22 protein-coding genes are annotated in these 22,176 nt (G+C 71.2%); 10 read left to right on the plus strand and 12 right to left on the minus strand.

Annotation, left to right across the window (positions count from 1 at the left end):
- The first annotated feature begins 115 nt into the window (after positions 1-115).
- A complete protein-coding gene (locus tag ACFVXE_RS06620) occupies positions 116-877 on the plus strand; it encodes an SDR family oxidoreductase (RefSeq protein ID WP_389669787.1) in 762 nt (253 codons plus the stop codon).
- 26 nt (positions 878-903) lie between these two features.
- Here ACFVXE_RS06620 and ACFVXE_RS06625 read toward each other — a convergent pair whose 3' ends face one another.
- The 6 genes from ACFVXE_RS06625 to ACFVXE_RS06650 form a co-directional block, all read right to left on the minus strand.
- A complete protein-coding gene (locus tag ACFVXE_RS06625) occupies positions 904-1,326 on the minus strand; it encodes a hypothetical protein (protein ID WP_389669789.1) in 423 nt (140 codons plus the stop codon).
- A gap of 99 nt (positions 1,327-1,425) precedes the next feature.
- Entirely contained in the window at positions 1,426-2,832 is a 1,407-nt protein-coding gene (locus ACFVXE_RS06630; RefSeq protein ID WP_389669790.1) for a purine-cytosine permease family protein, read from the minus strand.
- Positions 2,833-2,854: 22 nt separating this feature from the next.
- Positions 2,855-3,814 (minus strand): ABC transporter substrate-binding protein, encoded by a 960-nt coding sequence (locus tag ACFVXE_RS06635; protein ID WP_389669792.1) that lies wholly within the window; start codon positions 3,812-3,814, stop codon positions 2,855-2,857.
- An 11-nt stretch (positions 3,815-3,825) separates the two neighbouring features.
- Positions 3,826-4,488: an ABC transporter permease gene (locus ACFVXE_RS06640; protein WP_389669794.1), complete on the minus strand. Its 663-nt coding sequence runs from the start codon at positions 4,486-4,488 to the stop codon at positions 3,826-3,828.
- Position 4,489: 1 nt separating this feature from the next.
- Complete coding sequence (locus tag ACFVXE_RS06645; RefSeq protein ID WP_389669796.1) at positions 4,490-5,131, minus strand: ABC transporter permease; 642 nt, start codon at positions 5,129-5,131, stop codon at positions 4,490-4,492.
- On the minus strand, positions 5,128-6,258 hold the full coding sequence (locus tag ACFVXE_RS06650) for an ABC transporter ATP-binding protein (protein ID WP_389669909.1): 1,131 nt from the start codon (positions 6,256-6,258) through the stop codon (positions 5,128-5,130). The genes ACFVXE_RS06645 and ACFVXE_RS06650 overlap by 4 nt, the downstream gene beginning before the upstream one ends.
- A 141-nt stretch (positions 6,259-6,399) precedes the next feature.
- Between ACFVXE_RS06650 and ACFVXE_RS06655 the strand changes: the two genes are divergently transcribed.
- From ACFVXE_RS06655 to ACFVXE_RS06665, 3 genes are all read left to right on the plus strand, one after another.
- Positions 6,400-7,980, plus strand: coding sequence for an aromatic amino acid ammonia-lyase (locus tag ACFVXE_RS06655; RefSeq protein WP_389669911.1), 1,581 nt, complete (start codon positions 6,400-6,402; stop codon positions 7,978-7,980).
- Positions 7,977-8,822, plus strand: a complete 846-nt coding sequence (locus tag ACFVXE_RS06660) for a MurR/RpiR family transcriptional regulator (RefSeq protein ID WP_389669798.1) — start codon at positions 7,977-7,979, stop codon at positions 8,820-8,822. Before ACFVXE_RS06655 ends, ACFVXE_RS06660 begins: the two co-directional genes overlap by 4 nt.
- A 143-nt stretch (positions 8,823-8,965) precedes the next feature.
- Positions 8,966-9,529 (plus strand): hypothetical protein, encoded by a 564-nt coding sequence (locus ACFVXE_RS06665; protein ID WP_389669800.1) that lies wholly within the window; start codon positions 8,966-8,968, stop codon positions 9,527-9,529.
- A gap of 54 nt (positions 9,530-9,583) precedes the next feature.
- Here the strand turns inward: ACFVXE_RS06665 and ACFVXE_RS06670 are convergent, their stop codons facing one another.
- The 4 genes from ACFVXE_RS06670 to ACFVXE_RS06685 form a co-directional block, all read right to left on the minus strand.
- On the minus strand, positions 9,584-9,958 hold the full coding sequence (locus ACFVXE_RS06670) for a hypothetical protein (protein WP_389669802.1): 375 nt from the start codon (positions 9,956-9,958) through the stop codon (positions 9,584-9,586).
- 82 nt (positions 9,959-10,040) lie between these two features.
- On the minus strand, positions 10,041-10,505 hold the full coding sequence (locus ACFVXE_RS06675; protein ID WP_389669804.1) for a roadblock/LC7 domain-containing protein: 465 nt from the start codon (positions 10,503-10,505) through the stop codon (positions 10,041-10,043).
- A gap of 38 nt (positions 10,506-10,543) precedes the next feature.
- Entirely contained in the window at positions 10,544-11,335 is a 792-nt protein-coding gene (locus ACFVXE_RS06680) for a winged helix-turn-helix domain-containing protein (RefSeq protein ID WP_389669806.1), read from the minus strand.
- On the minus strand, positions 11,332-11,751 hold the full coding sequence (locus ACFVXE_RS06685; protein WP_389669808.1) for a hypothetical protein: 420 nt from the start codon (positions 11,749-11,751) through the stop codon (positions 11,332-11,334). The genes ACFVXE_RS06680 and ACFVXE_RS06685 overlap by 4 nt, the downstream gene beginning before the upstream one ends.
- Before the next feature lie 267 nt (positions 11,752-12,018).
- Here ACFVXE_RS06685 and hutU point away from each other — a divergent pair, with 267 nt between their 5' ends.
- Genes hutU through hutI form a run of 4 tightly spaced genes read left to right on the plus strand, consistent with a single transcriptional unit; the run spans position 12,019 to position 17,532 of the window.
- Complete coding sequence (gene hutU / locus ACFVXE_RS06690; protein WP_389669810.1) at positions 12,019-13,677, plus strand: urocanate hydratase; 1,659 nt, start codon at positions 12,019-12,021, stop codon at positions 13,675-13,677.
- A gap of 44 nt (positions 13,678-13,721) precedes the next feature.
- Positions 13,722-14,936: an allantoate amidohydrolase gene (locus ACFVXE_RS06695; protein WP_389669913.1), complete on the plus strand. Its 1,215-nt coding sequence runs from the start codon at positions 13,722-13,724 to the stop codon at positions 14,934-14,936.
- Positions 14,927-16,327, plus strand: a complete 1,401-nt coding sequence (locus ACFVXE_RS06700; RefSeq protein ID WP_389669812.1) for a formimidoylglutamate deiminase — start codon at positions 14,927-14,929, stop codon at positions 16,325-16,327. The genes ACFVXE_RS06695 and ACFVXE_RS06700 overlap by 10 nt, the downstream gene beginning before the upstream one ends.
- 32 nt (positions 16,328-16,359) lie before the next feature.
- On the plus strand, positions 16,360-17,532 hold the full coding sequence (hutI, locus tag ACFVXE_RS06705) for an imidazolonepropionase (RefSeq protein ID WP_389669815.1): 1,173 nt from the start codon (positions 16,360-16,362) through the stop codon (positions 17,530-17,532).
- A 119-nt stretch (positions 17,533-17,651) separates the two neighbouring features.
- Here hutI and ACFVXE_RS06710 read toward each other — a convergent pair whose 3' ends face one another.
- On the minus strand, positions 17,652-18,608 hold the full coding sequence (locus tag ACFVXE_RS06710) for an RNA polymerase sigma factor SigF (protein ID WP_389669915.1): 957 nt from the start codon (positions 18,606-18,608) through the stop codon (positions 17,652-17,654).
- A 307-nt stretch (positions 18,609-18,915) separates the two neighbouring features.
- Here ACFVXE_RS06710 and ACFVXE_RS06715 point away from each other — a divergent pair, with 307 nt between their 5' ends.
- Together ACFVXE_RS06715 and ACFVXE_RS06720 are read left to right on the plus strand one after the other, a co-directional pair.
- Positions 18,916-19,284, plus strand: coding sequence for an STAS domain-containing protein (locus ACFVXE_RS06715; protein WP_389669817.1), 369 nt, complete (start codon positions 18,916-18,918; stop codon positions 19,282-19,284).
- A 224-nt stretch (positions 19,285-19,508) separates the two neighbouring features.
- A complete protein-coding gene (locus tag ACFVXE_RS06720) occupies positions 19,509-20,012 on the plus strand; it encodes an ATP-binding protein (protein WP_389669819.1) in 504 nt (167 codons plus the stop codon).
- A gap of 513 nt (positions 20,013-20,525) precedes the next feature.
- Here the strand turns inward: ACFVXE_RS06720 and ACFVXE_RS06725 are convergent.
- Positions 20,526-22,016, minus strand: coding sequence for an oligopeptide:H+ symporter (locus tag ACFVXE_RS06725; RefSeq protein WP_389669821.1), 1,491 nt, complete (start codon positions 22,014-22,016; stop codon positions 20,526-20,528).
- Between the last annotated feature and the right edge of the window lie 160 nt (positions 22,017-22,176).

Here is a 22,176-nt window from a genome sequence, read left to right on the forward strand (position 1 = left end):
GGTACTGCCGGACCCAGGAAGGACACAGCCCTGGGTGGCGGGTGCCGGGCGGCGAAGAGTGGTACCCGCCACCGGGGAGAGCCCGGCGGCCATCCCGGAACACAAGGAGCACGTCATGTCGTACGAGTCCCTCGCAGGCCGCACCGCCGTCGTCACCGGAGCCGCCAGCGGCATGGGCGCCGCCACGGCGGTCCTGCTCGCGGCCCAGGGAGCCAGGGTCGCGTTGCTGGCCCGGCGGGCGGAGCGGCTGGAGGAGGTGGCCGCCAAGATCGCGGCGGAAGGCGGCGAGGCGCTGGTCGTGGCGGCCGACGTCACCGACCAGGATTCCGTCGACGCGGCTGCCGAACGGATCCACACCGCCTTCGGCCGGGTCGACCTGGTGGTCAACGCGGCCGGAGTGATGCTGCCGAACCCGGTGGGCGAGGGCCGTACCGACGAGTGGCAGCGGATGCTCGACACCAATGTGTCGGGCGCACTGCGGATCATCCGGGCCTTCACATCCGACCTGTTCGCGGCCGCCGCCGACGGCCGCACCGCGGACCTGGTGAACATCTCGTCGATCGGCGCGCACATCACGTTCCCCGACTACGCCGTGTACGGGGCGACGAAGGCGGCGCTCAGCCATCTGTCGGCATCCCTGCGCACGGAGTTCGGCCCGCGGGACGTGCGCGTCACCAACATCGAGCCGGGCCTCACCGACACGGAACTGGGCAGCCACATCGACAACGCCGAACTCGCGGGCCGGCTGGACGGCATGTTCGACGCGCTGGGGTCCCTGTCCGGCGAGGACATCGCAGACCTGGTCGCCTACACCGCCAGCCGCCCGCGCCACGTCAACCTGCGCCAGCTGATCGTGCTCCCCACGCGCCAGGCGTGACCGCCGTCCGCCTCGGGCCGGGACGCTCAGTCCTCCCAGTCGGACTCCGTACGCTCCGGCGGGCGCCGGAACAGCGGCCGGGCGCGGGCGGCCTGGGCGACGTTCACCCCGACGATGCCCAGCCAGGCCACGACGAGCCCGCCGATCCCGGCGTTCGCGACCCCGATCGCGGACAGCGGGATGGCCAGTACCAGCGAGACGATCCCGAACCCGAACCGTTCGCCGAAGCTCCCCAGCGGGTCACGGGGCGTCCGGGGGCCCCGGGCGACCGCCGTCCGCTGTTCGGCGAGATGGCGGCGGACGCGCCGGTCGAGGGTGACGTCGAGACGCTGGTCGACCTTCTCCAGGAACGAGTCGATGAGCGCGGACTCGTACTCGGGCCCCAGCTCGCTGCGGGCCTGGAGGGTGGCGTTGAGCTCGCTCTTGAGCTCGGGGTCGCGGGCTTCCATGCTCCAACGGTACGGAGCGCGGGGGCCCGGCACAGTAGGGCTAACCCCCCTGTCCGCCCGGCGGACCGCCGGTGCGGTGCGGATCGTGCGCGGCCCGGATCAGGCCGCCGGGACCCGGTCCGCCGGGGTGATCGTGGTGGTCGGGATGTGGCTGGTGTCGCGGCGGGCGAGCAGCCAGTACAGCAGCGCGGGCACCAGCAGGCCGATCATCCACGAGATGTCCGCGCCGCCCAGTGGCTCCACCAGCGGGCCGGTGCAGAAGGTCGTCGCCAGGAAGGGGAGCTGAGCGACGATGCCCACGGCGTACACCGTCAGCGCGTCCCAGCGCCAGGCACCGTAGCGGCCGCCCGGGTCGGACAGTGCCGGGATGTCGTACCGCTCGCGCGATATCAGGTAGTAGTCGACCAGGTTGATCGCCGACCACGGGGTGAAGAAGGTCAGCAGGAAGAGCAGGAAGTCCTTGAACGAGGTGAGGAAGGTGTCCTTGCCGAGCAGGGCGACCGCCGTCCCCGCGACCATGATGACGGCGATGTAGGCGGAGCGGCCGCGCGGCGAGAGCGACCGCTGCCCGCGGAAGCCGCTGATGCCGGTCACCATCGACATGAAACCGCCGTAGGTGTTCAGCACGTTGATGGTGAGTTTGCCGAGCGCGATCACGAAGTAGAGCAGCGAGGCGATCAGCCCGGCGCCGCCCAGCGAGACGACGTAGCCGACCTGGTCGTCGAGGAACGCCTCACCCGCGGACGCCGCGACCAGCACCCCGAAGGTCATGGACCACTGGGAGCCGAGCGCCGTGCCGGCCAGCGTCCACCAGAAGGTGGCGCGGGCGCTCGTGGCACGCGGCAGGTAGCGCGAGTAGTCCGCGACATAGGGCCCGAACGCCAGCTGCCAGGACGCCGCGATCGACACCGCGAGCAGGAACATCGGCAGGTCGAAGGCGCGCCCGGCGAGGGTGGCGCCGAGATCGATCCGGTCCAGCAGCCGGATGCCGAGGTAGACGAAGGCCAGTGCGCAGACCACGCTGGCGACCCGGCCGAGGGCGTGCACGACCCGGTAACCGATCGCCGCCATCAGCGCGGTGACCGCGGCGAAGACGAGGATGCCGGGGGTCTCCCCGAGATGAGTGAGCCGGCCGACCGCCTGGCCGGCCAGCACACTGCCGCTGGCGAAGAAGCCGACGTACATCACGACGACGAGGAGCAGCGGCACGACCGCGCCCCGCACGCCGAACTGCGCCCGGCTGGAGATCATCTGGGGCAGCCCGAGCCGGGGGCCCTGCGCCGAGTGCAGCGACATCACCGCTCCGCCGAGCAGATTGCCGGTCAGCAGACCGATCAGGGACCAGAAGGCGCCACCGCCGAAGATGACCGCGAGCGCCCCGCTGACCACCGCGGTGATCTGGAGGTTCGCACCCAGCCAGAGGGTGAACTGGGAGAACGCGGTGCCGTGCCGTTCGTCGTCGGGTACGACGTCGATCGAGCGGCGCTCGACGAGGGAGTCGGCCATGGGGTGATGCTCCTTTTTCCTCTTACTTCGCTGTCAGGCCGTGCGCCGCGGCCCAGTCGTGCGCCACGTCCTCCGGGTCCTTCTTGTCCTTGTCCACCAGCCGGTTGAGCTCCGTGAGGTCCTTCGTCGTGAGCGCGGCGCCGAGCCGGGCCAGCGCCCTGCGGACCGTGGAGTCCGCAGCGCGGTCCGCGATCAGGGGGACCACGTGCTGACCGGGGATCAGGTTCTTGGGGTCGGTGAGGACCACCCACCCCTCGGCGGCGATGTCCGTGTCGGTGGTGAAGAGGTTGGCGACGTCGACGTCCCCCTTCTTCAGGGCGCCCTTGACCAGCGGGCCGGAGGAGTCCAGGGACTTGAACTCCTTGAACTCGACCCCGTACACGTCCTTCAGGCCGACCGCCCCGACCGCCCGCTTCTTCACCTCGGGGGCCGCGCCGATGACGAGCTTGCCGTTCTGCTTCGCCAGGTCGGCGAGGGAGGTCAGGCCGTACTTCTTCGCGGTCGCGGGGGTGACGACGAAGGCGTCCGAGTCCTCCGCCATGCCGTACGGGAGGATCTGGAGGCCCTTGGGGAGGGCGATGGCCAGGGCGTTCTGCATCTCGCCCTCCTCGGTGGCCTTCGCCTTCGGGGCGAGGTAGTGCAGGAGCGCGCCCTGGTACTCGGGGAGCAGATCGATGTCGCCGCCCTTGAGGGCGGGGATGAGGATCTCGCGGGTACCCAGGTTGGCGCGGACCTTCGTCTTCACGCCGGCGGCCTGCAGGGCTTCGGCGTACAGGTGGCCGAGCACCTGGTTCTCGGTGAAGTTGGCCGTGCCGATGGTGAGGCCGCCCGCGCTGGAGCCGCCGCCGCTGCTGTCACCTCCGCCCTGGCCGTCGAGCGAGGTGATGCCGCTGCTGCAGGCCGCGAGTGCGGGGACGGCGGCCGCGGCGAGGAGACCGCCCAGCAGCGAGCGGCGGGTGGAGTGGTGGGGAGTGCGGGTCATGGATGGTCTCCTCAGGCGGTGCGGTGACGGAAGAGGATGCGCTGGAGTCCGGACAGGGCGAGGTCCAGGGCGACGGCCACGACCGCCACCAGGACCGCGCCGCCCAGCACCTGGACCAGGTCGCGCTGGGCCAGGCCGTCGAAGACGTACCGGCCGAGGCCGCCGAAGCTGACGTAGGCGGCGACCGTGGCGGTGGCCACGACCTGGATCAGGGCGAGGCGCAGGCCGGTCATGATCAGAGGGAGGGCGAGGGGGAGTTCCACCTGCCACAGGATCTGGTGACCGCGCATGCCCTGGCCGCGGGCGGCGTCCTTGACCTCCGGGTCGACGGCCGTCATACCGGCGTAGGTGTTGGTGACGATCGACGGGACGGCGAGGGCGACCAGGGCCACGTACACCGGGGTCATCGACAGTCCGCTGGCCAGGAAGACCAGCACCACCAGGCCGACCGTGGGGAGCGCCCGGCCGAACGACGAGAGGTTGATCGCGAGGAAGGCGCCGCGCCCCGTATGCCCGATGAGCAGGCCGACCGGGAGGGCGATCACCGTCGCGATCAGGGTTGCGAGGAGCGAGTACTGGAGGTGCTCGGTGAGGCGGTGGGCGATGCCGTCCGGGCCCTGCCACTGCCCGGCGTCGGTCAGCCAGCTGCCGAGGTCCGCGAAGAGTTCGTACATGTCAGGCCCTCTTCCGCTTCCAGGGGGTGAGCGCGTACTGCACGGCGACCAGCAGCGCGTCAGCGACCAGTGCGAGCAGCAGGGTCAGCACGATTCCGACGACCACCGGGGTCGGGAAGTTGCGCTGGAACCCGTCGGTGAAGAGCTGGCCGAGACCGCCGTCGCCGATGTACGTGGCGACGCTGACCAGCGAGATCGACATGACCGTCGCGATCCGGACGCCCGCCATGATCACGGGGAGGGCGAGAGGGAGCTCGACGGTGAGCAGGATGCGCAGCGGGCGGGTGCCCATCGCCTTGGCGGCTTCCCTGGTGCGCGCCGGGACGGAGTCCAGGCCCTCGACGGTGTTCCGCAGGAGCACGACGAGTGTGTAGACGGTCAGGCCGATCACCGTGGTGGTGCGGGTGAGGCCGGAGACCGGCAGCAGGAGCACGAAGACCGCGATGGACGGGATCGTGAACAGGACGTTCGACAGGCCCAGCAGGAAGCCGCGCAGCGGGCGCACCCGGTGGGCGATGACCGCCAGCGGGAGCGAGATCAGCAGGCCGAGGAGCACAGCGGTCAGGGCGGCCTGGAGATGGGAGACGGTCAGGGCGACGAGGTCGCCGGCGTGGTCGGAGATCCACGGCCATTCGATGGTCATGCGCCGCTCTTTCCGGCCGGGACCGGCGCGGGCCCGGCGGGTGCGACCGCCGCGGTGTGGGCGGCGCCCGCCCGGGCGTGCACGGCCTCGCGGGCGGTGACCCCGGTCAGTAGGCCCGCGTCGTCGACCCGGGCTATGAGCCCGGCCGGCGAGGCGACCGACTCGTTCAGCGCGGAGAGCAGCGAGTCCGTGTCACGCAGCGGCCGTACGGGCAGCAGCGGCGCGTCACCCGCCCGGGCCTGCGGGGCGGCTGCCGGGTCGAGCCAGCCGAGGGGTTCGCCCCCCGCGGAGACGACCAGCTGCCAGTCGGTGCGCCCGGCGGGGGCGGGTTCGTCGGCCCGTACCGTCGTCGCCGGCTGCCGGGGAAGATCCCCGAGGGTGCTCAACGAGAGGAGTTTGAGGCCGCGTTCGGCGCCCAGGAAGTCGGCGACGAAGTCGTCGGCCGGGCGGGCGAGCAGTTCGGCGGGTGGCGCGCACTGCACGAGATGACCGCCGGTGCGGAAGACGGCGATCCGGTCGCCGAGCCGTACCGCCTCGTCGATGTCGTGCGTGACGAAGACGATGGTCTTGTTCAGCTCCTGCTGGAGGCGGAGCAGTTCGTCCTGGAGCTGGGTCCGTACGACGGGGTCGACGGCGCCGAACGGCTCGTCCATGAGCAGCACCGGCGGATCGGCGGCCAGCGCACGGGCGACACCGACGCGCTGCTGCTGACCGCCGGAGAGCTGGTGCGGGTAGCGCCCGCCGGCCCCGGTCGGCAGCCCGACCGTCTCCAGCAGCTCGGCCGCGCGGGCCCGGGCGCGCTTGCGGCCGTGCCCGAGCAGCAGCGGCACCGTGGCGATGTTGTCGAGGACCGTGCGGTGCGGAAAGAGCCCGGCCTGCTGGATGACGTAGCCGATGCCCCGGCGGAGCTCGGCGGCGTCCGCTTCGAGGATGTTCCTGCCGCCGAGCGTGATCGTGCCGGAGCTCGGGTCGACCATCCTGTTGATCATTCTGAGGGTGGTGGTCTTGCCGCAGCCGGACGAACCGACCAGGACGGTGATGCCGCCCTCCGGCATGGTGAGGCTGAGCTCATGAACCGCTGTCGTGCCGTTCGGGAAGCGCTTGTTCACTGCGTCGAATTTGATCATCAGTCGTCCCTTGCCCCGGCTGCATATAGTCATGCAGAGTTCTTGTTGACTGAATAGGTTGTCAATGCCTCGGGGTAAAACACTGGTTACGGAAGCCCGAGAGGCGAGACCCAGTGTCTGAATGAGGAGGATTCACGCATGATGTCGTCCCACATGATGGACTCCTCGCCCTTCGGCGGGTGGGCCACGGACCATGCCGTCTCCGTCGTCGAACTCGACGGCGAGACCCTCCCGGTCGCCGACATCGTCCGGATCGCCCGCGGCACCGCCCGCCCGGTGCCCGGGGTCGAGGCGATGAAACGTGTCGACCGGTCCTGGGCGGCCGCCCGTGAGCTCGCCGCGACCGGGCGGGTGTACGGGCGGTCCACCGGAGTCGGCGCCAACCGGAACGAAGAGGTCCCGACCGAGGCCGCCGCCGACCACGGGCTGCGCCTGCTGCGCAGCCACGCCGGGGCCATCGGCGAACCGCTGCCCGCCCGTGAGGTCCGCGCCATGCTCGCCGTGCGCGCCAACCAGCTGCTCGCGGGCGGCGCCGGACTGCGGCCCACCGTCGTCACCGCGCTCTGCGAGGCGCTGGAGGCGGGGGCGCACCCGGTGGTCAACGAGTTCGGTTCGGTCGGCACCGGTGACATCGCCGCCCTTGCGCAGGTCGGTCTCGCACTCGCCGGGGAGCACCCCTGGCAGGGGCCCGGTGCCGCCCCCGAACCCCAGCCGCTCGACAACAACGACGCGCTCGCCCTGATCAGCAGCAACGCCCTCACCCTGGGCCAGGCCGCCCTCGCCCTCGACGAGCTGCGCCGGCTCGTCACCGCCACCGAGGCGGTCGCCGCGCTCTCGCTGCTCGCGGTCGACGGGTCCTACGAGGCGTACGCGGAACCGGTCCACGCCGCCCGCCCGCACCCCGGTTCGTACCAGGTCGCGGCGCGGATGCGGCAGCTGCTCGGCGCGCCCGAACGCCCGGGACCCCCGCTCGGGCGGATCCAGGACCCGTACGGCTTCCGCTGTCTGCCGCAGATCCACGGGCCCGCGCAGGACGCCGCCGACGCGCTCGAACGCGTGCTCGCCGTCGAGATCAACGCCGCCGCCGAGAACCCGTTGATCCGCCCGGACGCCGGTCTCAACGACAGTCCCGCCGCCTACCACCACGGCGGCTTCTACCTGGCGCAACTCGCCCTGGCGCTCGACCACTTCAGGCTGGCCGTCGTGCAGGTCGCCCGGCTCTCCACCTCCCGGCTCTCGGCGCTCAACGAGCCCTCCTTCACCCGGCTTCGGCCCTTCCTCGCCGACGGTGAGCCCGCGTCCTCGGGCGTGATGATCCTCGAGTACGCGGCCGGGGCCGCCCTCGGTGATCTGCGGGCGTTCGCCGCGCCCGCCTCCCTCGGGCATGCCGTGCTGTCCCGGGGCGTCGAGGAGCAGGCGAGTTTCGCCTCGCTCGCCGCCCGCCAGACGCTCCGCGTGTGCGGCGCCTACCGGCAGGTCGTCGCCTGCGAACTCGTATCGGCCGTGAGGGCGTTGCGGCTGCGCGACCTGAGGCCCGATCCGGATCTTCCGGTCGGGCGGGCATTCGCGATCGCCGATTCCCTGCTCGAAAGCGAGTTCGCGGACCGGCCGCTCACCGATGATGTGAGGACGGCGGCAGGGGAGCTGCTCGACCGCTGCACGGAACTGTGGAACACCGATCTCCGGGACACCGGACTCACCAGCACAAGGGGGACAGCATGAGCAGCCCGGCCGCTCGGTTGCAGCAGCTCTTCGAGGGGCACCGGCTCACGCCCACCCAGCGGCGGATCGCGCACTCGATGGTGCGGCGGGCCGCGGACGTGCCGTTCCTGTCGAGCGTCGAACTGGCCGAGATGGCCGGAGTCAGCCAGCCGTCCGTCACCCGGTTCGCCGTCGCGCTCGGCTTCGACGGGTATCCGGCGCTGCGCAAGCATCTGCGGGACGTCGCCCCCGGACCCGCGGAGGGAAGCACGGACCCCGCCGCCGACACGTACAACGAATACCAGCAGGCCGTCCGCGCCGAGATCGAGAACCTGCAGCACCTCGCCGAGCTGCTCGCCGACCCCACTCCGGTCGAGCGGGCGGGGCGGTTGCTCGCCGCCTCGCGCCCGCTGCCCGTACTGGGACTGCGCGCCGCCTCCTCGCAGGCCCGCGGCTTCGGTTACTTCGCCGCCAAGGTCCACCCGGATGTACGGGTGCTCGACGAGGGGGGCAGCATGCTGCACGACCGGATCGACGCGGTCCGCCGGGCGGGGGCGAGTGCGCTGGTCTGCTTCGCGCTGCCGCGCCATCCGAAGGAGGTCGTGGACGCGCTCGCGTACGCCCAGGAGCAGGGGCTGACGGTGGTGTCGGTCGCCGACTCGGCGTTCGCGCCGGTGGCCCGACACAGCGATCTGCTGATTCCGGCTGCCGTCGGCACCGGGCTCGCCTTCGACACGGCCTGTGCGCCGATGCTGCTCGGGCGGGTGCTGCTGGAGGCGATGTGCGACGGCCTGCCCGACGCACAGGCGCGACTGGAGGAATTCGACGCACGCGCGGCGGCGCGCGGGCTGTTCGTGGAGTGACCCGGCCGGGCACGGGCGGTGGGCCGCCGGGTGGACGGACGGGCGCCGCACCTGCTGCGCCGTTTTCTCAGACGCTGCTCAGATACGGCCATTAATCTGCGCCCGCGGAATCACCGTCGAAGGCCGTCGAGAGGGGTACGGACGTGGGGCGCGGAGCGCAGTCGCTGGCGAGAGTGGCCGTGATCGTACGGGCCGGAGCCGTACCGCTGTGGTGGCCTGGGCTGCTCGCCGCGGCCGTCGGCGCGCTGGCCCCGGGGCTCACCGGCCGGCGGATCGGACTGCTCACCGGAGCCGCGCTCTTCCTGGTCACCGCGGTCGTGGTGGCGCTCGTACGCGGGGGCAGGTATGCGGAGTTGGCCGGGGCCGGCACCCGTGCTGGGCGCACCGACGTCCTCCAGGACCGGGCCGTGACCGTACGCAACTGGCGGCGAGGGCACCGGTGGTGGTTGCTGGGCGGGTTTGCCGTGGCTCTCGCCGTCGGGTTCCTGCTGCCCGGCGCCGGTGGGCTGATGCTCGCGGGCGCGGGAGCGGGGCTCTGGGCCAAGGCCGTCCGGATCGGGCAGCGCGAGCGGAAGAACGACGTCCTGTACTGGGTACGGACCGACTGGGTGGAGAAGGGGCGGCCCGCCGGCAAGCAGGTCGCGGCGTACCGGACGACCGGGCCCGCGGCCGGCGACGCCGCGCCGGGTGGGGCGCGGCGTCGCTAGGTCTCCCCTGAGTCCTGTCCGAGCCCTCCTCGGGATGTCCCGGGCAGCCGGAGGTCAGACTTCCAACTCGGCTTCGATCCGCTTCAGCTGGTGGCGGGCCATCGCGAGGTTGGCACGGGCCGAGTCCAGCACCAGGTAGAGGAAGAGACCGTTGGTTCCCCGGGCCTTGAGCAGCCGGATCAGGTGGTACTGACCGCTGAGGGTGATCAGGATGTCCTCGATCTCGTCCTTGAGGCCGAGATGCTCCATGGTGCGGAGTTTGGCACGTACGACGTCTGTGTTGCCCGCGGCGGCGACATCGAGGTTGAAGTCCTTGCCGCCGCCGAGGGTGCCCAGCGCCATTCCGCTGGTGTAGTCGACGAGCGCGACACCGAGGGTGCCCTCGATGGACGTCATCGCTTCCTTGAGTGACGTTTCGGTGTTGGCCATGAGTACTCGTTTCCTTTCTCGACCGGCCGTGGCGGCCGGCTCTGCTACTGGTGGAGTGGAGTGGTGCGGGTGGCGCTTCGCATCACGTGCGGTGCGGGAGCGGTCCGGGAGGTGAGACGCGTGGGCCCGGAGGGCGGGGCGTGGGCGTGGCCTGGACGGTGCGTTCCAGGGCGGCGTCGACCAGTTCGCCGATGCGGGTGCCTGCCCGGCGGCCCTCCAGATGGAGCCGGCCGACGTTGATCCGGTCCTCGGCCAGAAGCGTGAGGACGGCGGAGGAGCCCGCGGCGTACGTGGCGATGTAGCCGGCCTCGCCGCGTACGAGCAGTTCGCGGAAGCCGCCCCGGCCGGTCGCCTCCGCCAGCCGGAGCGCGACACCGAGTGCGGCCGCGGTGAGTGCGGCGACGCCCTCCGCCTCCACGCCCGGGGTGTCCTGGGCCAGTACGAGGCCGTCGGTGCTGGCCGCCAGCGCGCCGGCGAGGAGCGGCACCCGGGCCCGTAGCCGCTGGAGTTCGACCAGGACGTCCTGCACTTCGGCCTCGGGAACCATCAGCTGTCTCCTCCCGGCACGCTGTCTGAGCGCGCGTATCACAGGGCCTCCAATGCGTCTCTGAGCCGGCGCAGCAGGGCGACGTCGGGGTCGGCCGTTACCTCGGGGAGCGTGATCCGGCCGGGCGCGGTGGCGGACCCGTCCGGCGCCTGCCGCACCGCTTCGACCAGGCCGGCGGCCGTCAGCCGTCTCAGGTCGACGAGGATGTGGAACGCCGAGCGGCCCAGGTGCTGTGCGATGTCCGTCGCCGTGCGTACCCCGTCCACCAGGTCGAGCACCCGGCGCTGGCGTGGCGGGACGGGGGCGTCCAGGGGGTGCGGTGCCCGCGCGAGAGGGGCGCTGTCCGTCACCGCGTCGGGCCAGATCCGGTCCAGCAGTTCCTGGCGCCGGAGCGTCTCGCGCTGCACGGCGTCGACGGGGACGGGGTGCACGGGGCCGATCCAGTGCGATACGCCGTAACGGAACCGGGCCGGGCTCCGGGTGGGGGCGAGTGCGAAGAACGCGGCGTCGTACAACGCGCCGAGGTGGCACAGTTCCAGCGCGCCGCCGGGGATCCGCCCGCTGTCGACCAGGTAGCGGCCGACCCGCTGTCCGGCGCCCGCCTGGGCGACCGCGTCCCACCAGCCGTCGCGGTGCAGGGCGCCGCTCGCGGTGAGCAGGATGTCGATACCGGGTGTCGCGGGGCTCTCGGCATGCACGACCTGCCCGTCGGCGAGATAGAGCGTGCCGTGGTCGCGCATCAGGGCGCCGGTGGCGCGTTCGGCTGCGAGGCGCTGGAGCATGGGGGAGAGGGCGGGAGCCGTGCTCATGGGCACGGTGGCGGTTCTCATGCCAGGACCAGCCGCTCCGCCATCTCGCCCAGCCGTATCCGGGCGAGCGCGAGGTTGCCCTCGGCGCGGTCCAGCCACAGATGCAGGAAGACGCTGCTGTCGAAGGCCGTCTCGACGAAGCGGAGGATGTGGTAGCCGCCGCCGGTGGTGACGATGACGTCCTCCACCGACGGAGCCGTACCCCTGCCTGTCACGGCCCTGTCGCCGGACGGATCGAGGGCCGGGAGGGCGAACGCGGGCTGCTCCGCCGCCATCCTCGCCACCTCGGCCGTCTCGGCTGCGGTCGCCTCGTGATCACCGTTGGGCGAGTCGCCGATGGTGCCGAGGGCGAGACCGCTCGTCCAGTCGACCACCGCGGCGCCGCGGGCACCGGGCAGCCTCATGACTTCGAGCAGGCACTCGTCGATTCCGGGCACGCGGATTCCCTCCCGACCTGACGTGCGGCTGTGATGCCGAGGCTACGCAACGTGCTCGCCCCAGGTGGGAGTTCTGGCATTTTCCGCTGGTACATGCGGGCACTCGGTCGGAAACTGCCCGACCCGCTGCCGCTCCTGCCATGTTCTGTCCGGGTTCGGTGCTGTCTCGAGTCTTGCAGGTGAGTCTTTGGGGCGTGCCTGTTGACTACAAGTATTCAGACGACCAGGATGTGAATAGAAGCATCACAGTCGCGAGGAGGCATTGTCATGTCAGGACCCCGCCCCGTACGGGCACCGCGCGGTACCGAACTGAGCGCCCTGGGATGGCAGCAGGAAGCCGCTCTCCGCATGCTGCAGAACAACCTCGACCCCGAGGTCGCCGAGCACCCCGACAAGCTCGTCGTCTACGGCGGCACCGGCAAGGCGGCCCGCGACTGGCGCTCGTTCGACGCGATGGTGCGCACGCTGCAGACGCTCAAGCAGGACGAGACGATGCTCGTCCAGTCCGGCCGGCCGGTCGGCGTCATGCAGACCCACGAGTGGGCGCCGCGCGTCCTGATCGCCAACTCCAACCTGGTGGGAGACTGGGCGAACTGGGAGGAGTTCCGCCGCCTGGAGGCGCTCGGACTCACCATGTACGGCCAGATGACGGCCGGTTCGTGGATCTACATCGGTACCCAGGGCATCCTGCAGGGCACGTACGAGACGTTCGCCGCCGTCGCCGCGAAGAAGTTCGGCGGGACGCTGGCCGGGACGATCACGCTGACCGCCGGACTCGGCGGCATGGGCGGCGCCCAGCCGCTCGCCGTGACGATGAACGACGGCGTCGCGATCTGCATCGACTGCGACCCGCGCGCCATCGAGCGCCGCATCGAACACCGTTACCTGGACGTGCGCGCCGACTCGCTGGAGCACGCGCTCCAGCTCGCCGTCGAGGCGCGTGACGCCCGCCGGCCGCTCTCCATCGGACTGCTCGGCAACGCGGCGGAGCTGCTGCCCCGGATGCTCGCCGAGGGCGCCCCGATCGACATCGTCACCGACCAGACCAGCGCGCACGACCCGCTCGCGTACCTCCCGATCGGCGTCGACTTCGACGACATGGCCGCGTACGCCGCCGAGAAGCCCGCCGACTTCACGCAGCGGGCGCGCGAGGCGATGGCCAATCACGTCGAGGCGATGGTCGGCTTCATGGACGCCGGGGCCGAGGTCTTCGACTACGGCAACTCGATCCGCGGCGAGGCCCGGCTCGCGGGCTACGACCGGGCGTTCGACTTCCCCGGGTTCGTCCCCGCTTACATCCGGCCGCTGTTCTGCGAGGGCAAGGGCCCGTTCCGGTGGGCCGCGCTCTCCGGCGAGGCGTCGGACATCCACAAGACCGACAAGGCGATGCTCGAACTCTTCCCGGAGAACGAGTCGCTGCACCGGTGGATCAAGATGGCCGGTGAGCGCGTCCACTTCCAGGGCCTGCCCGCACGGATCTGCTGGCTCGGCTACGGCGAGCGGGACCGCGCCGGTGAGCGGTTCAACGACATGGTGGCCTCCGGCGAGCTGGCCGCGCCGCTGGCGATCGGCCGCGACCACCTGGACTGCGGCTCGGTGGCGTCCCCCTACCGCGAGACCGAGGCGATGCTCGACGGATCCGACGCGATCGCCGACTGGCCGCTGCTGAACGCCATGGTCAACGTGGCGTCCGGGGCCTCCTGGGTCTCCATCCACCACGGTGGCGGAGTCGGGATGGGGCGCTCCATCCACGCGGGACAGGTGACCGTCGCCGACGGGACGAAGCTGGCGGGCGAGAAGATCCGCCGGGTGCTGACGAACGACCCGGGCATGGGCGTCATCCGGCACGTCGACGCCGGGTACGACATCGCGGAGTCCGTTGCCGCGGACAAGGGCGTGCGGGTTCCCATGACGGAGGGGCAGTGACGGTCCCGGTAGAGGGCGGCGGCCCGGGGGTCTCCTTCCAGGACATGTGGCGCGAGCTCGCGCCCATCGGCCGGAACTCCGGGACCGGCGGATACCGGCGCTACGCCTGGACCGACGCCGACGCCGACTGCCGGGACTGGTTCCGGGCGCAGGCCGAAGCCCGCAGGCTCGGTTACGAGGTCGACCGCAACGGGAACCAGTGGGCCTGGCTCGGGGACCCGCTCGGTGACGACGCCGTCGTCACCGGGTCGCATCTCGACTCGGTGCCCGACGGAGGCGCCTTCGACGGGCCGCTCGGTGTGGTCTCCTCCTTCGCCGCGCTCGACGAACTCCGCCGCAGGGGAGCGGAGTTCACCCGGCCGTTCGCCATCACCAACTTCGGGGACGAGGAAGGGGCCCGCTTCGGGCTCGCCTGCGTCGGGTCCCGGCTCGCCGCAGGACAGCTGACCGCCGAGAAGGCGCACCTGCTCCGCGACGGTGACGGCACCACGCTGCCGCAGGCCATGGAGGCGGCCGGGTACGACCCCGACGCCATCGGCCCGGACCCCGAACGGCTGGCCCGGATCGGTGCGTACGTCGAGCTCCATGTGGAACAGGGGCGCTCCCTCGACCTCACCGGCGACCCGGTCGGTATCGCCTCGGCGATCTGGCCGCACGGCCGCTGGCGGTTCGACTTCCGGGGCGAGGCCAACCATGCGGGCACCACCCGGCTCGTCGACCGGCGCGACCCGATGCTCACGTACGCCGAGACCGTGCTGGCCGCCCGCCGCGAGGCGGAACTCACCGGCGCCCTGGCGACGTTCGGCAAGATCGCCGTGGAACCCAACGGCGTCAACGCCATCCCCTCCCTGGTCCGCGGCTGGCTCGATTCGCGCGCCGCCGACCAGGACACCCTCGATGCCGTCGTCACCGGCATCGAACGGGCCGCCCGGGAGCACGCCGGGCGGGCGGGCATCGACCTCGATGTCGTACGCGAGTCCTTCACCCCGGTCGTGGAGTTCCAGCACGCCCTGCGTGACGAACTCGGCAAGATCCTCCTGGGCCGGGGCGGGAGCGACGCGGGGCGCGCCGTACCCGTCCTCGGCACCGGCGCCGGGCACGACGCGGGTATTTTGTCCGCTTCGGTCCCTACCGCCATGCTGTTCGTACGGAACCCCACCGGAATCTCGCACTCGCCGGCCGAACACGCCGCCGAGGACGACTGCACTGCCGGGGTGACCGCACTCGCCGACGTACTGGAAGGTCTCGCGTGCAGCTGACAACGACACCGACGGGGCAGCGTGGGACGGGGAACCACGCCACCGCGACGTACTGGCTGTCCCACGCCTGGCTCGGCACCCACGTCGAGCCGGGCGTCACCATGGACGTCGCCGACGGGCGGATCTCCGGTGTCCGCACCGGCGTCGACGCCCCGCCGCCCGGCGCCACGGTGCTGCGCGGACTCACCCTGCCCGGCCTCGCCAACACCCACTCGCACGCCTTCCACCGCGCCCTGCGCTCCACCGTCCAGGTCGGCTCCGGCACCTTCTGGACCTGGCGCGAACTCATGTACCAGGTCGCTTCGCGGCTCACCCCCGAGACGTACTACGACCTCGCCCGTGCGGTGTACGCCGAGATGGCGTCGGCCGGCATCACCGCGGTCGGTGAGTTCCACTATCTGCACCATGCGCCGGGCGGAGTCCGGTACAACGACCCGAACGCGATGGGCGAGGCCCTGATCGCCGCCGCCGACGCGGCCGGCATCCGTATCACCCTGCTGGACACCGCCTATCTCGCCGCGGGATTCGGGCAGCGGCCCGGCCGGTACGAGCAGCCCGACCAGCACCAACAGCGGTTCTCCGACACCACTGCCGAGGCCTGGGCCGAACGCGCCTCGCTCCTCAAGGACAGCGACCACGCCCTGATCGGTGCCGCCGTCCACTCCGTACGCGCGGTGCCCGCCGGGCAGCTCGCGACCGTGGCGAAGTGGGCCGAGGAACGACAGGCGCCCCTCCACGTCCACCTCTCCGAGCAGACCGCGGAGAATGAGGCATGCCAGGCCGCGCACGGCTGCTCCCCGACCCGGCTCCTCGCCGACCACGGGGTCCTCGGCCCGCGCACCACCGGTGTCCACAACACCCACCTGAGCGACGCGGACATCGCGCTGCTGGGCGTCTCGGCCACCGGCACCTGCATGTGCCCCACCACCGAACGCGATCTCGCCGACGGCATCGGCCCCGCAGTCGCCCTTCAGCGCGCGGGCTCGCCGCTCTCCCTCGGCAGCGACAGCCACGCCGTGATCGACCTCTTCGAAGAGGCCCGCGCGATGGAGCTCAACGAGCGCCTGCGCACCCACACCCGGGGCCACTGGACCGCGGCCGCGCTGCTGCGCGCCGCCACCGCGGACGGGCACACCGCACTGGGCCGCCCCGACGCGGGCACCCTCGAACCGGGCGCCCTCGCCGACTTCACCACCGTCGCCCTGGACTCCGTCAGAACAGCGGGGCCGGTGCCGCGGCTGGCCGCCGAAGCCGTCGTATTCGCCGCCTCCGCGGCCGATGTCCGCCACACGGTCGTGGCGGGCCGTCACATCGTCCGCGACGGACACCACGCGCTCGTCGAAGACGTCCCCGCAGCACTCGCCTCGGCCATCGCCGCCCTGCACGGCTGACCCCGGACCCCCGCAAGGAGAGCAGCCCCCCGATGACGACGACCGCCATCACCAACATCGCCAGTCTGGTCACCAACGCCCCCTCCCCCGGTGACGATTCCCCCCTGGGCCTGATCCTGGACGCGGCCGTCGTCATCGAGGGCGACCGGGTCGTCTGGACCGGTGAGTCAAGCAAAGCACCCGCCACCGACAACGCCGTCGACGCGGGCGGCCGAGCGATGATCCCGGGGTTCGTCGACTCCCACTCGCACCTCGTCTTCGCGGGAGACCGCACCGCGGAGTTCAACGCCCGGATGTCCGGCCGCCCTTACACCGCGGGCGGCATCCGCACCACCGTCGCCGCCACCCGAGCCGCCACCGACGACGAGCTCTCCGCCAACGTGGGCCGCTATCTGACCGAGGCGCTCCGCCAGGGCACCACCACGTTCGAGACGAAGTCCGGCTACGGGCTCACCGTCGAGGACGAGGCCCGCGCCCTGCGCATCGCCGCCCGCCACACCGACGAGGTCACCTACCTCGGCGCGCACGTCGTGCCCCCGGAGTACGCCGACGATCCCGCCGGGTACGTCGCCCTGGCCACCGGACCGATGCTCGACGCCTGTGCCCCGTACGCCCGTTGGGTCGACGTGTTCTGCGAGAAGGGCGCGTTCGACGGCGACCAGGCACGCGCGATCCTGACCGCGGGTCTGGCCAGGGGCCTGCACCCGCGCGTCCACGCCAACCAGCTCGGCCACGGCCCCGGGGTCCAGCTGGCCGTCGAGCTGGACGCGGCCTCCGCCGACCACTGCACCCACCTGACCGACGCGGACGTCGACGCCCTCGCCCAGGGCGGCACCGTCGCCACGCTCCTTCCGGGCGCCGAGTTCTCCACCCGCGCCGACTGGCCGGACGCCCGCCGCCTCCTCGACGCGGGCGCCACCGTCGCACTCTCCACGGACTGCAACCCGGGCTCGTCGTTCACCTCCTCCATGCCCTTCTGCATCGCCCTCGCCGTACGCGACATGGGGATGACCCCCGACGAGGCCGTCTGGTCCGCCACCGCGGGCGGCGCGGCGGCCCTGCGCCGCACGGACGTCGGCCGCATCGCCCCGGGTGCCCGCGCCGACCTGGTCCTCCTCGACGCCCCCAGCCACGTCCATCTCGCCTACCGGCCGGGCGTCCCGCTGGTCAGCGCGGTCTGGCGGCGCGGCGAGCAGGTGCTCTGAGCACTTTTCCGGCGCCGCCCCGTGTGCGTGGCACCCCCTCGACAATGCGGAAGGACCTGCCCCCGTTGCCGGGTCAGGTCCTTCCGCAGAAGACGCCGTGGGGCACGGCACGTCCGGAATCACTCGTCCAGCGTCAGGCCCTTCCTGAGCTTGACCAGCGTCCGGGAGAGCAGCCGGGAGACGTGCATCTGGGAGATGCCGAGCTCCTCGCCGATCTCGGACTGCGTCATGTTGGCGACGAAGCGCAGCGAGAGGATCGTGCGGTCGCGGCCGGGCAGCGAGGCGATCAGCGGCTTCAGGGACTCGACGTACTCGATGCCTTCGAGTCCGTTGTCCTCGTAGCCGATCCGGTCCGCCAGCGCGCTCTCGGTCTCGTCCTCCGTGGGCTTGGCGTCGAGCGAGCTCGCGGTGTACGCGTTGCTCGCGGCCATGCCCTCGACGACCTCGTCGCGGGTGATTCCGAGGCGCTCGGAGAGTTCGTCCACGGTCGGCGCCCGGTCCAGCTGCTGCGCGAGTTCGTCGCCCGCCCTGGCCAGGTCGAGCCGGAGCTCCTGAAGCCTGCGGGGGACCCGCACGGACCAACTGGTGTCGCGGAAGAACCGTTTGATCTCGCCGACGATGGTCGGCATCGCGAAGGTCGGGAACTCGACGCCCCGGCTCAGCTCGAACCGGTCGATCGCCTTGATCAGGCCGATGGTGCCGACCTGGATGATGTCCTCCATCGGCTCGCTGCGGGAGCGGAACCGGGAGGCGGCGAACTTGACCAGGGCCAGGTTCAGTTCGACGAGCGTGTTGCGTACGTACGCGTACTCGTGGGTGCCCTCCTCGAGGGACTCGAGCCGCGCGAAGAGCGTCTTCGACAGGGCCCTGGCATCCAGCGGGGCCACTTCGTCGTACGGCGGGATCTCGGGCAGTCCTTCGAGCCCGTCACTTCTGCCGCTTCTGCTGTTGTCACTGGTACTGCTTGCGCGCGGGCCGGGTACGGCGCCCGTGGCAGGGGAGTCTGATTCGGTCAGTCCCTGAGGACATACTGACGTCGCAACGTGGGTACGCGATTCGTCGAGCCGGGGTGACATGGTCTCCTCCATCGTTCTCGGCATATGGCTGCCGATGCCCATACGTGTTCCTGCGGTGAAGCGGCGCCTCCAAAGCCGGTCGTGTTTCGGGTGTCCCTCTACCCTTACCCGGTCCGGACGGGCAGTTACAACCACCAATTGATGCTATATGTCCGGTTTGTTGAGGTCTTCGGCTACCGCGTGGCGCACGGAACGCGTAATGTTTCAGGCACGTCAGCGACGGCTATACACGCAACCGCACGCGCAGTGACACACAGTGACGTGCGCGGTGACGCGGGCAGTGACGAAACGGTGAAGAGGGACGGGCATGGACCGCCAGACGGTCGGCAGTGCGAACCGGGGTCGACTTCAGGTCGAGGTCCGGACCGAAGGGCGCAGTGAAGTCGTGACGCCGGTGGGTGAGCTGGATCACCACACGGCCGATCTGCTCCGCGAGCCCTTGGAGAGCGCGGTCGAGCAGGGGCGGCCCCGTTTGGTGGTCGACTGTTCGCGACTCGAATTCTGCGATTCCACCGGGCTCAATGTGCTGCTCGGTGCCCGCCTCAAGGCTGAGGCGGCCGGGGGAGGGGTCCATTTGGCCGGAATGCTGCCGGTGGTGGCGCGTGTCTTCGAGATCACCGGGGCCGAGGCGGTTTTCACCGTCCACGACTCCCTGGAATCGGCGCTGGACACCTGATCGTGGCCGCTGCCGCCGCCCCGCCCGCCCCTGCCGTTGCCCGTGTCACGGGATTCGCGTAGGCGAAGTGGGTGTTGTCACGATTCGGCCGGGCAGGAGACACCCCGGCGACCCCCTCGTGACCTGCGAGGCCTGCACACTCTGAATGTGGTCGATACCTGTATCGGCAGCTGTACTTGTAACTGTTCGATGGCGACATGGTGAATCGGTGAGGTGAAGCGCTGATGAGCACCACCCGGCAGCATCCGCCGGGCGACCTCGGCCGCGAGCCGGAGGGCGCGGGCGACGACGCCCACGCACCCTCCGCCGAGCCGGCCGGGCGGCAGTGGCGCACGCTGCCCCTGCGGCAGGCGATCGGCATCGTGCCGACGGCCCGCGATTTCGCCCGCCAGGCTCTCCACGACTGGGGCTGGCTCCCTGCGGCCGGCGCCGACCGGCGTGCCGCTGCCGAGGACGTCCTGCTGGTCGTCTCCGAACTGGTCACCAACGCCTGCCTGCACGCGGGAGGACCCGACGAGCTGCGCATCGGCTGCACGTCGAAGGTGCTGCGCGTCGAGGTCGTCGACAGCGGTGCGGGGCAGCCCGCGCCGCGCACCCCGCACCGGGCGGGACGGCCCGGGGGGCACGGCATGTTCATCGTCCAGCGGCTCTGCCTGGACTGGGGCGTCCTGCGGGTGCCCGGTGAGCCAGGCAAGACCGTCTGGGCGGAGCTGGCCGCGCCCGCGTAGCGGCTGTCGGCCCCACGTGGCCGGACCATGCGGTTCCAGGGCCCAGGATCCGCCTCCGTACCTCCCGGGCCGGTTCCCGTGGCGTCCTGAGCTCCGCTCGGCATCACCCGATTCTCCGGCGGCGCGACCCGGCAGGAGCTCGACGGGCCCGCGGCGTCACCCGTCAGGACCCGGACCGGCCGGGCTCGTGCTCCGAGGCCCCGCCTCGACTCTGCCCCGATGCCGGCCGGCAGGAATCCGGAATCCGGCTGGGCAGGACGCCGATCCGGCAGGTGCCCCCGCTCCGTACTCCCGTTCCGTACCCCCGCCCACGTTCCCGTTCCGTACCCCCGCCCCGGTTTCCCCGAGGGCGCCGCGGACGAGTGCGTTCCGCACCGTCCCGGGCCCCTTGACCGGCGCGGGTCGGGACCCCGGCCCGTCCCGGCCCCGGCGAGCTGTGCACCGTACCGGGAGAACGCGAAGGGCCGCTGCACCGACGATGCGGTGCAGCGGCCCGGCGAGCGGATCAGATCGTCAGCGCACGTCGCCCATGAGCTGCTTGACCTTGTTGCGGTACATGAAGATCGCGACACCCGCGGCGACCGCGAGAGCGGCCTGCAGAGTGACCACACCGGTGCCGTTGAGGTCGATCCCCGCGATGGAGAGCAGACCCGTGGTGCAGTCACCGGCGGTGACGGCCAGGAACCAGACACCCATCATCTGGCTCGCGTACTTGGCCGGAGCCATCTTCGTGGTGACGGAGAGTCCGACCGGGGACAGCGTCAGCTCGGCGACGGTCTGCACGAAGTAGATCGCGACCAGCCACATCGCGGCGGCCTTGTGGCCGTCGGTGGCGATCGTCAGCGGCATCAGGAAGAGGAAGAACGACGCACCGACCAGCACCAGACCGGAGCTGAACTTCACGATGGTGCTCGGCTCCTTGCCGCGACGGTTCAGGGCCAGCCAGAAGGCGGCGAAGACCGGGGCCAGCGCCATGATCAGGACCGGGTTGACCGACTGGTACCAGGAGACCGGGAAGTTCCAGCCCATGATGCTGTTGTCGGCCGACGAGTCGGCGAAGATCGCCATCGTCGATCCACCCTGGTCGTAGATCATCCAGAAGATGGCCGCGGCGACGAAGAACCAGATGTAGCCGGACATCTTCGACTGCTCGGTGACGTTGAGGTCCTTGTCGCGCTTGATGCGCACCAGGACCATCACCGGAATGACCAGACCCGCGACGGTGATCGGGACCAGGATCCAGTTGAGCGTGTAGACACCGGTGACGACCGTGATGATGTAGAAGACGGCCGCGATGGCCAGCCAGATCATGCCCTTGCGCAGCGTGCTGGCGCGCTCGGCGGCCGACAGCGGCTTCGGGACGATGTGGCTGCGCTCGTTCAGGTGGCGGGTGCCGAGCATGTACTGGAGGAGACCCAGTCCCATGCCGGCCGCGGCGAGCGCGAAGCCCAGGTGCCAGTTGACGTTCTCACCGATGGTGCCGATGGCCAGCGGGGCGGCGAAGGCGCCCACGTTGATCCCCATGTAGAAGATCGTGAAGCCACCGTCGCGGCGCGCGTCGTCCGGGCCGTCGTAGAGGTGGCCGACCATCGTCGAGATGTTGGACTTCAGCAGGCCGGAGCCTATGGCGACCAGGCCGAGACCGGCGAAGAACGTGCCCTGCATGGGCAGCGCCAGCGTCAGGTGGCCGACCATGATGACCGCACCGGCTACGGCGACCGTCTTGCGGGGGCCCCAGACGCGGTCACCGAACCAGCCACCGGGCATGGCGAGCAGGTACACCAGCGACACGTAGACCGAGTAGATCGCCGTGGCCGTGGCGGGGTTCATGTGAAGGCCGTCGGGGGCGATCAGATAGAGGGGGAGCAGGGCCCTCATGCCGTAGTAGCTGAAACGCTCCCACATCTCGGTCATGAAGAGAGTGGCCAGGCCGCGGGGGTGGCCGAAGAAGGTCTTCTCGGCGCCAGACATGCTGGCGGAGTCCTTCGTCAGGCTGGACGCCATGGTCGATCCTTGCTTGCTCGGGACGCGACGCCTTGTGAGCGTGACGCGCCCGGTGGGGGGAGGCCGGCACCGCTGCGGCAAAGGCCCCACCCTTCACGCCTGGGAAGGGATTCGCTCCGGGCCCGCACGTCGTGCGGGATGGGTTCCGGAGTCCGGGGGC

Source organism: Streptomyces sp. NPDC058231, from assembly GCF_042882275.1.
Lineage (GTDB): Bacteria > Actinomycetota > Actinomycetes > Streptomycetales > Streptomycetaceae > Streptomyces.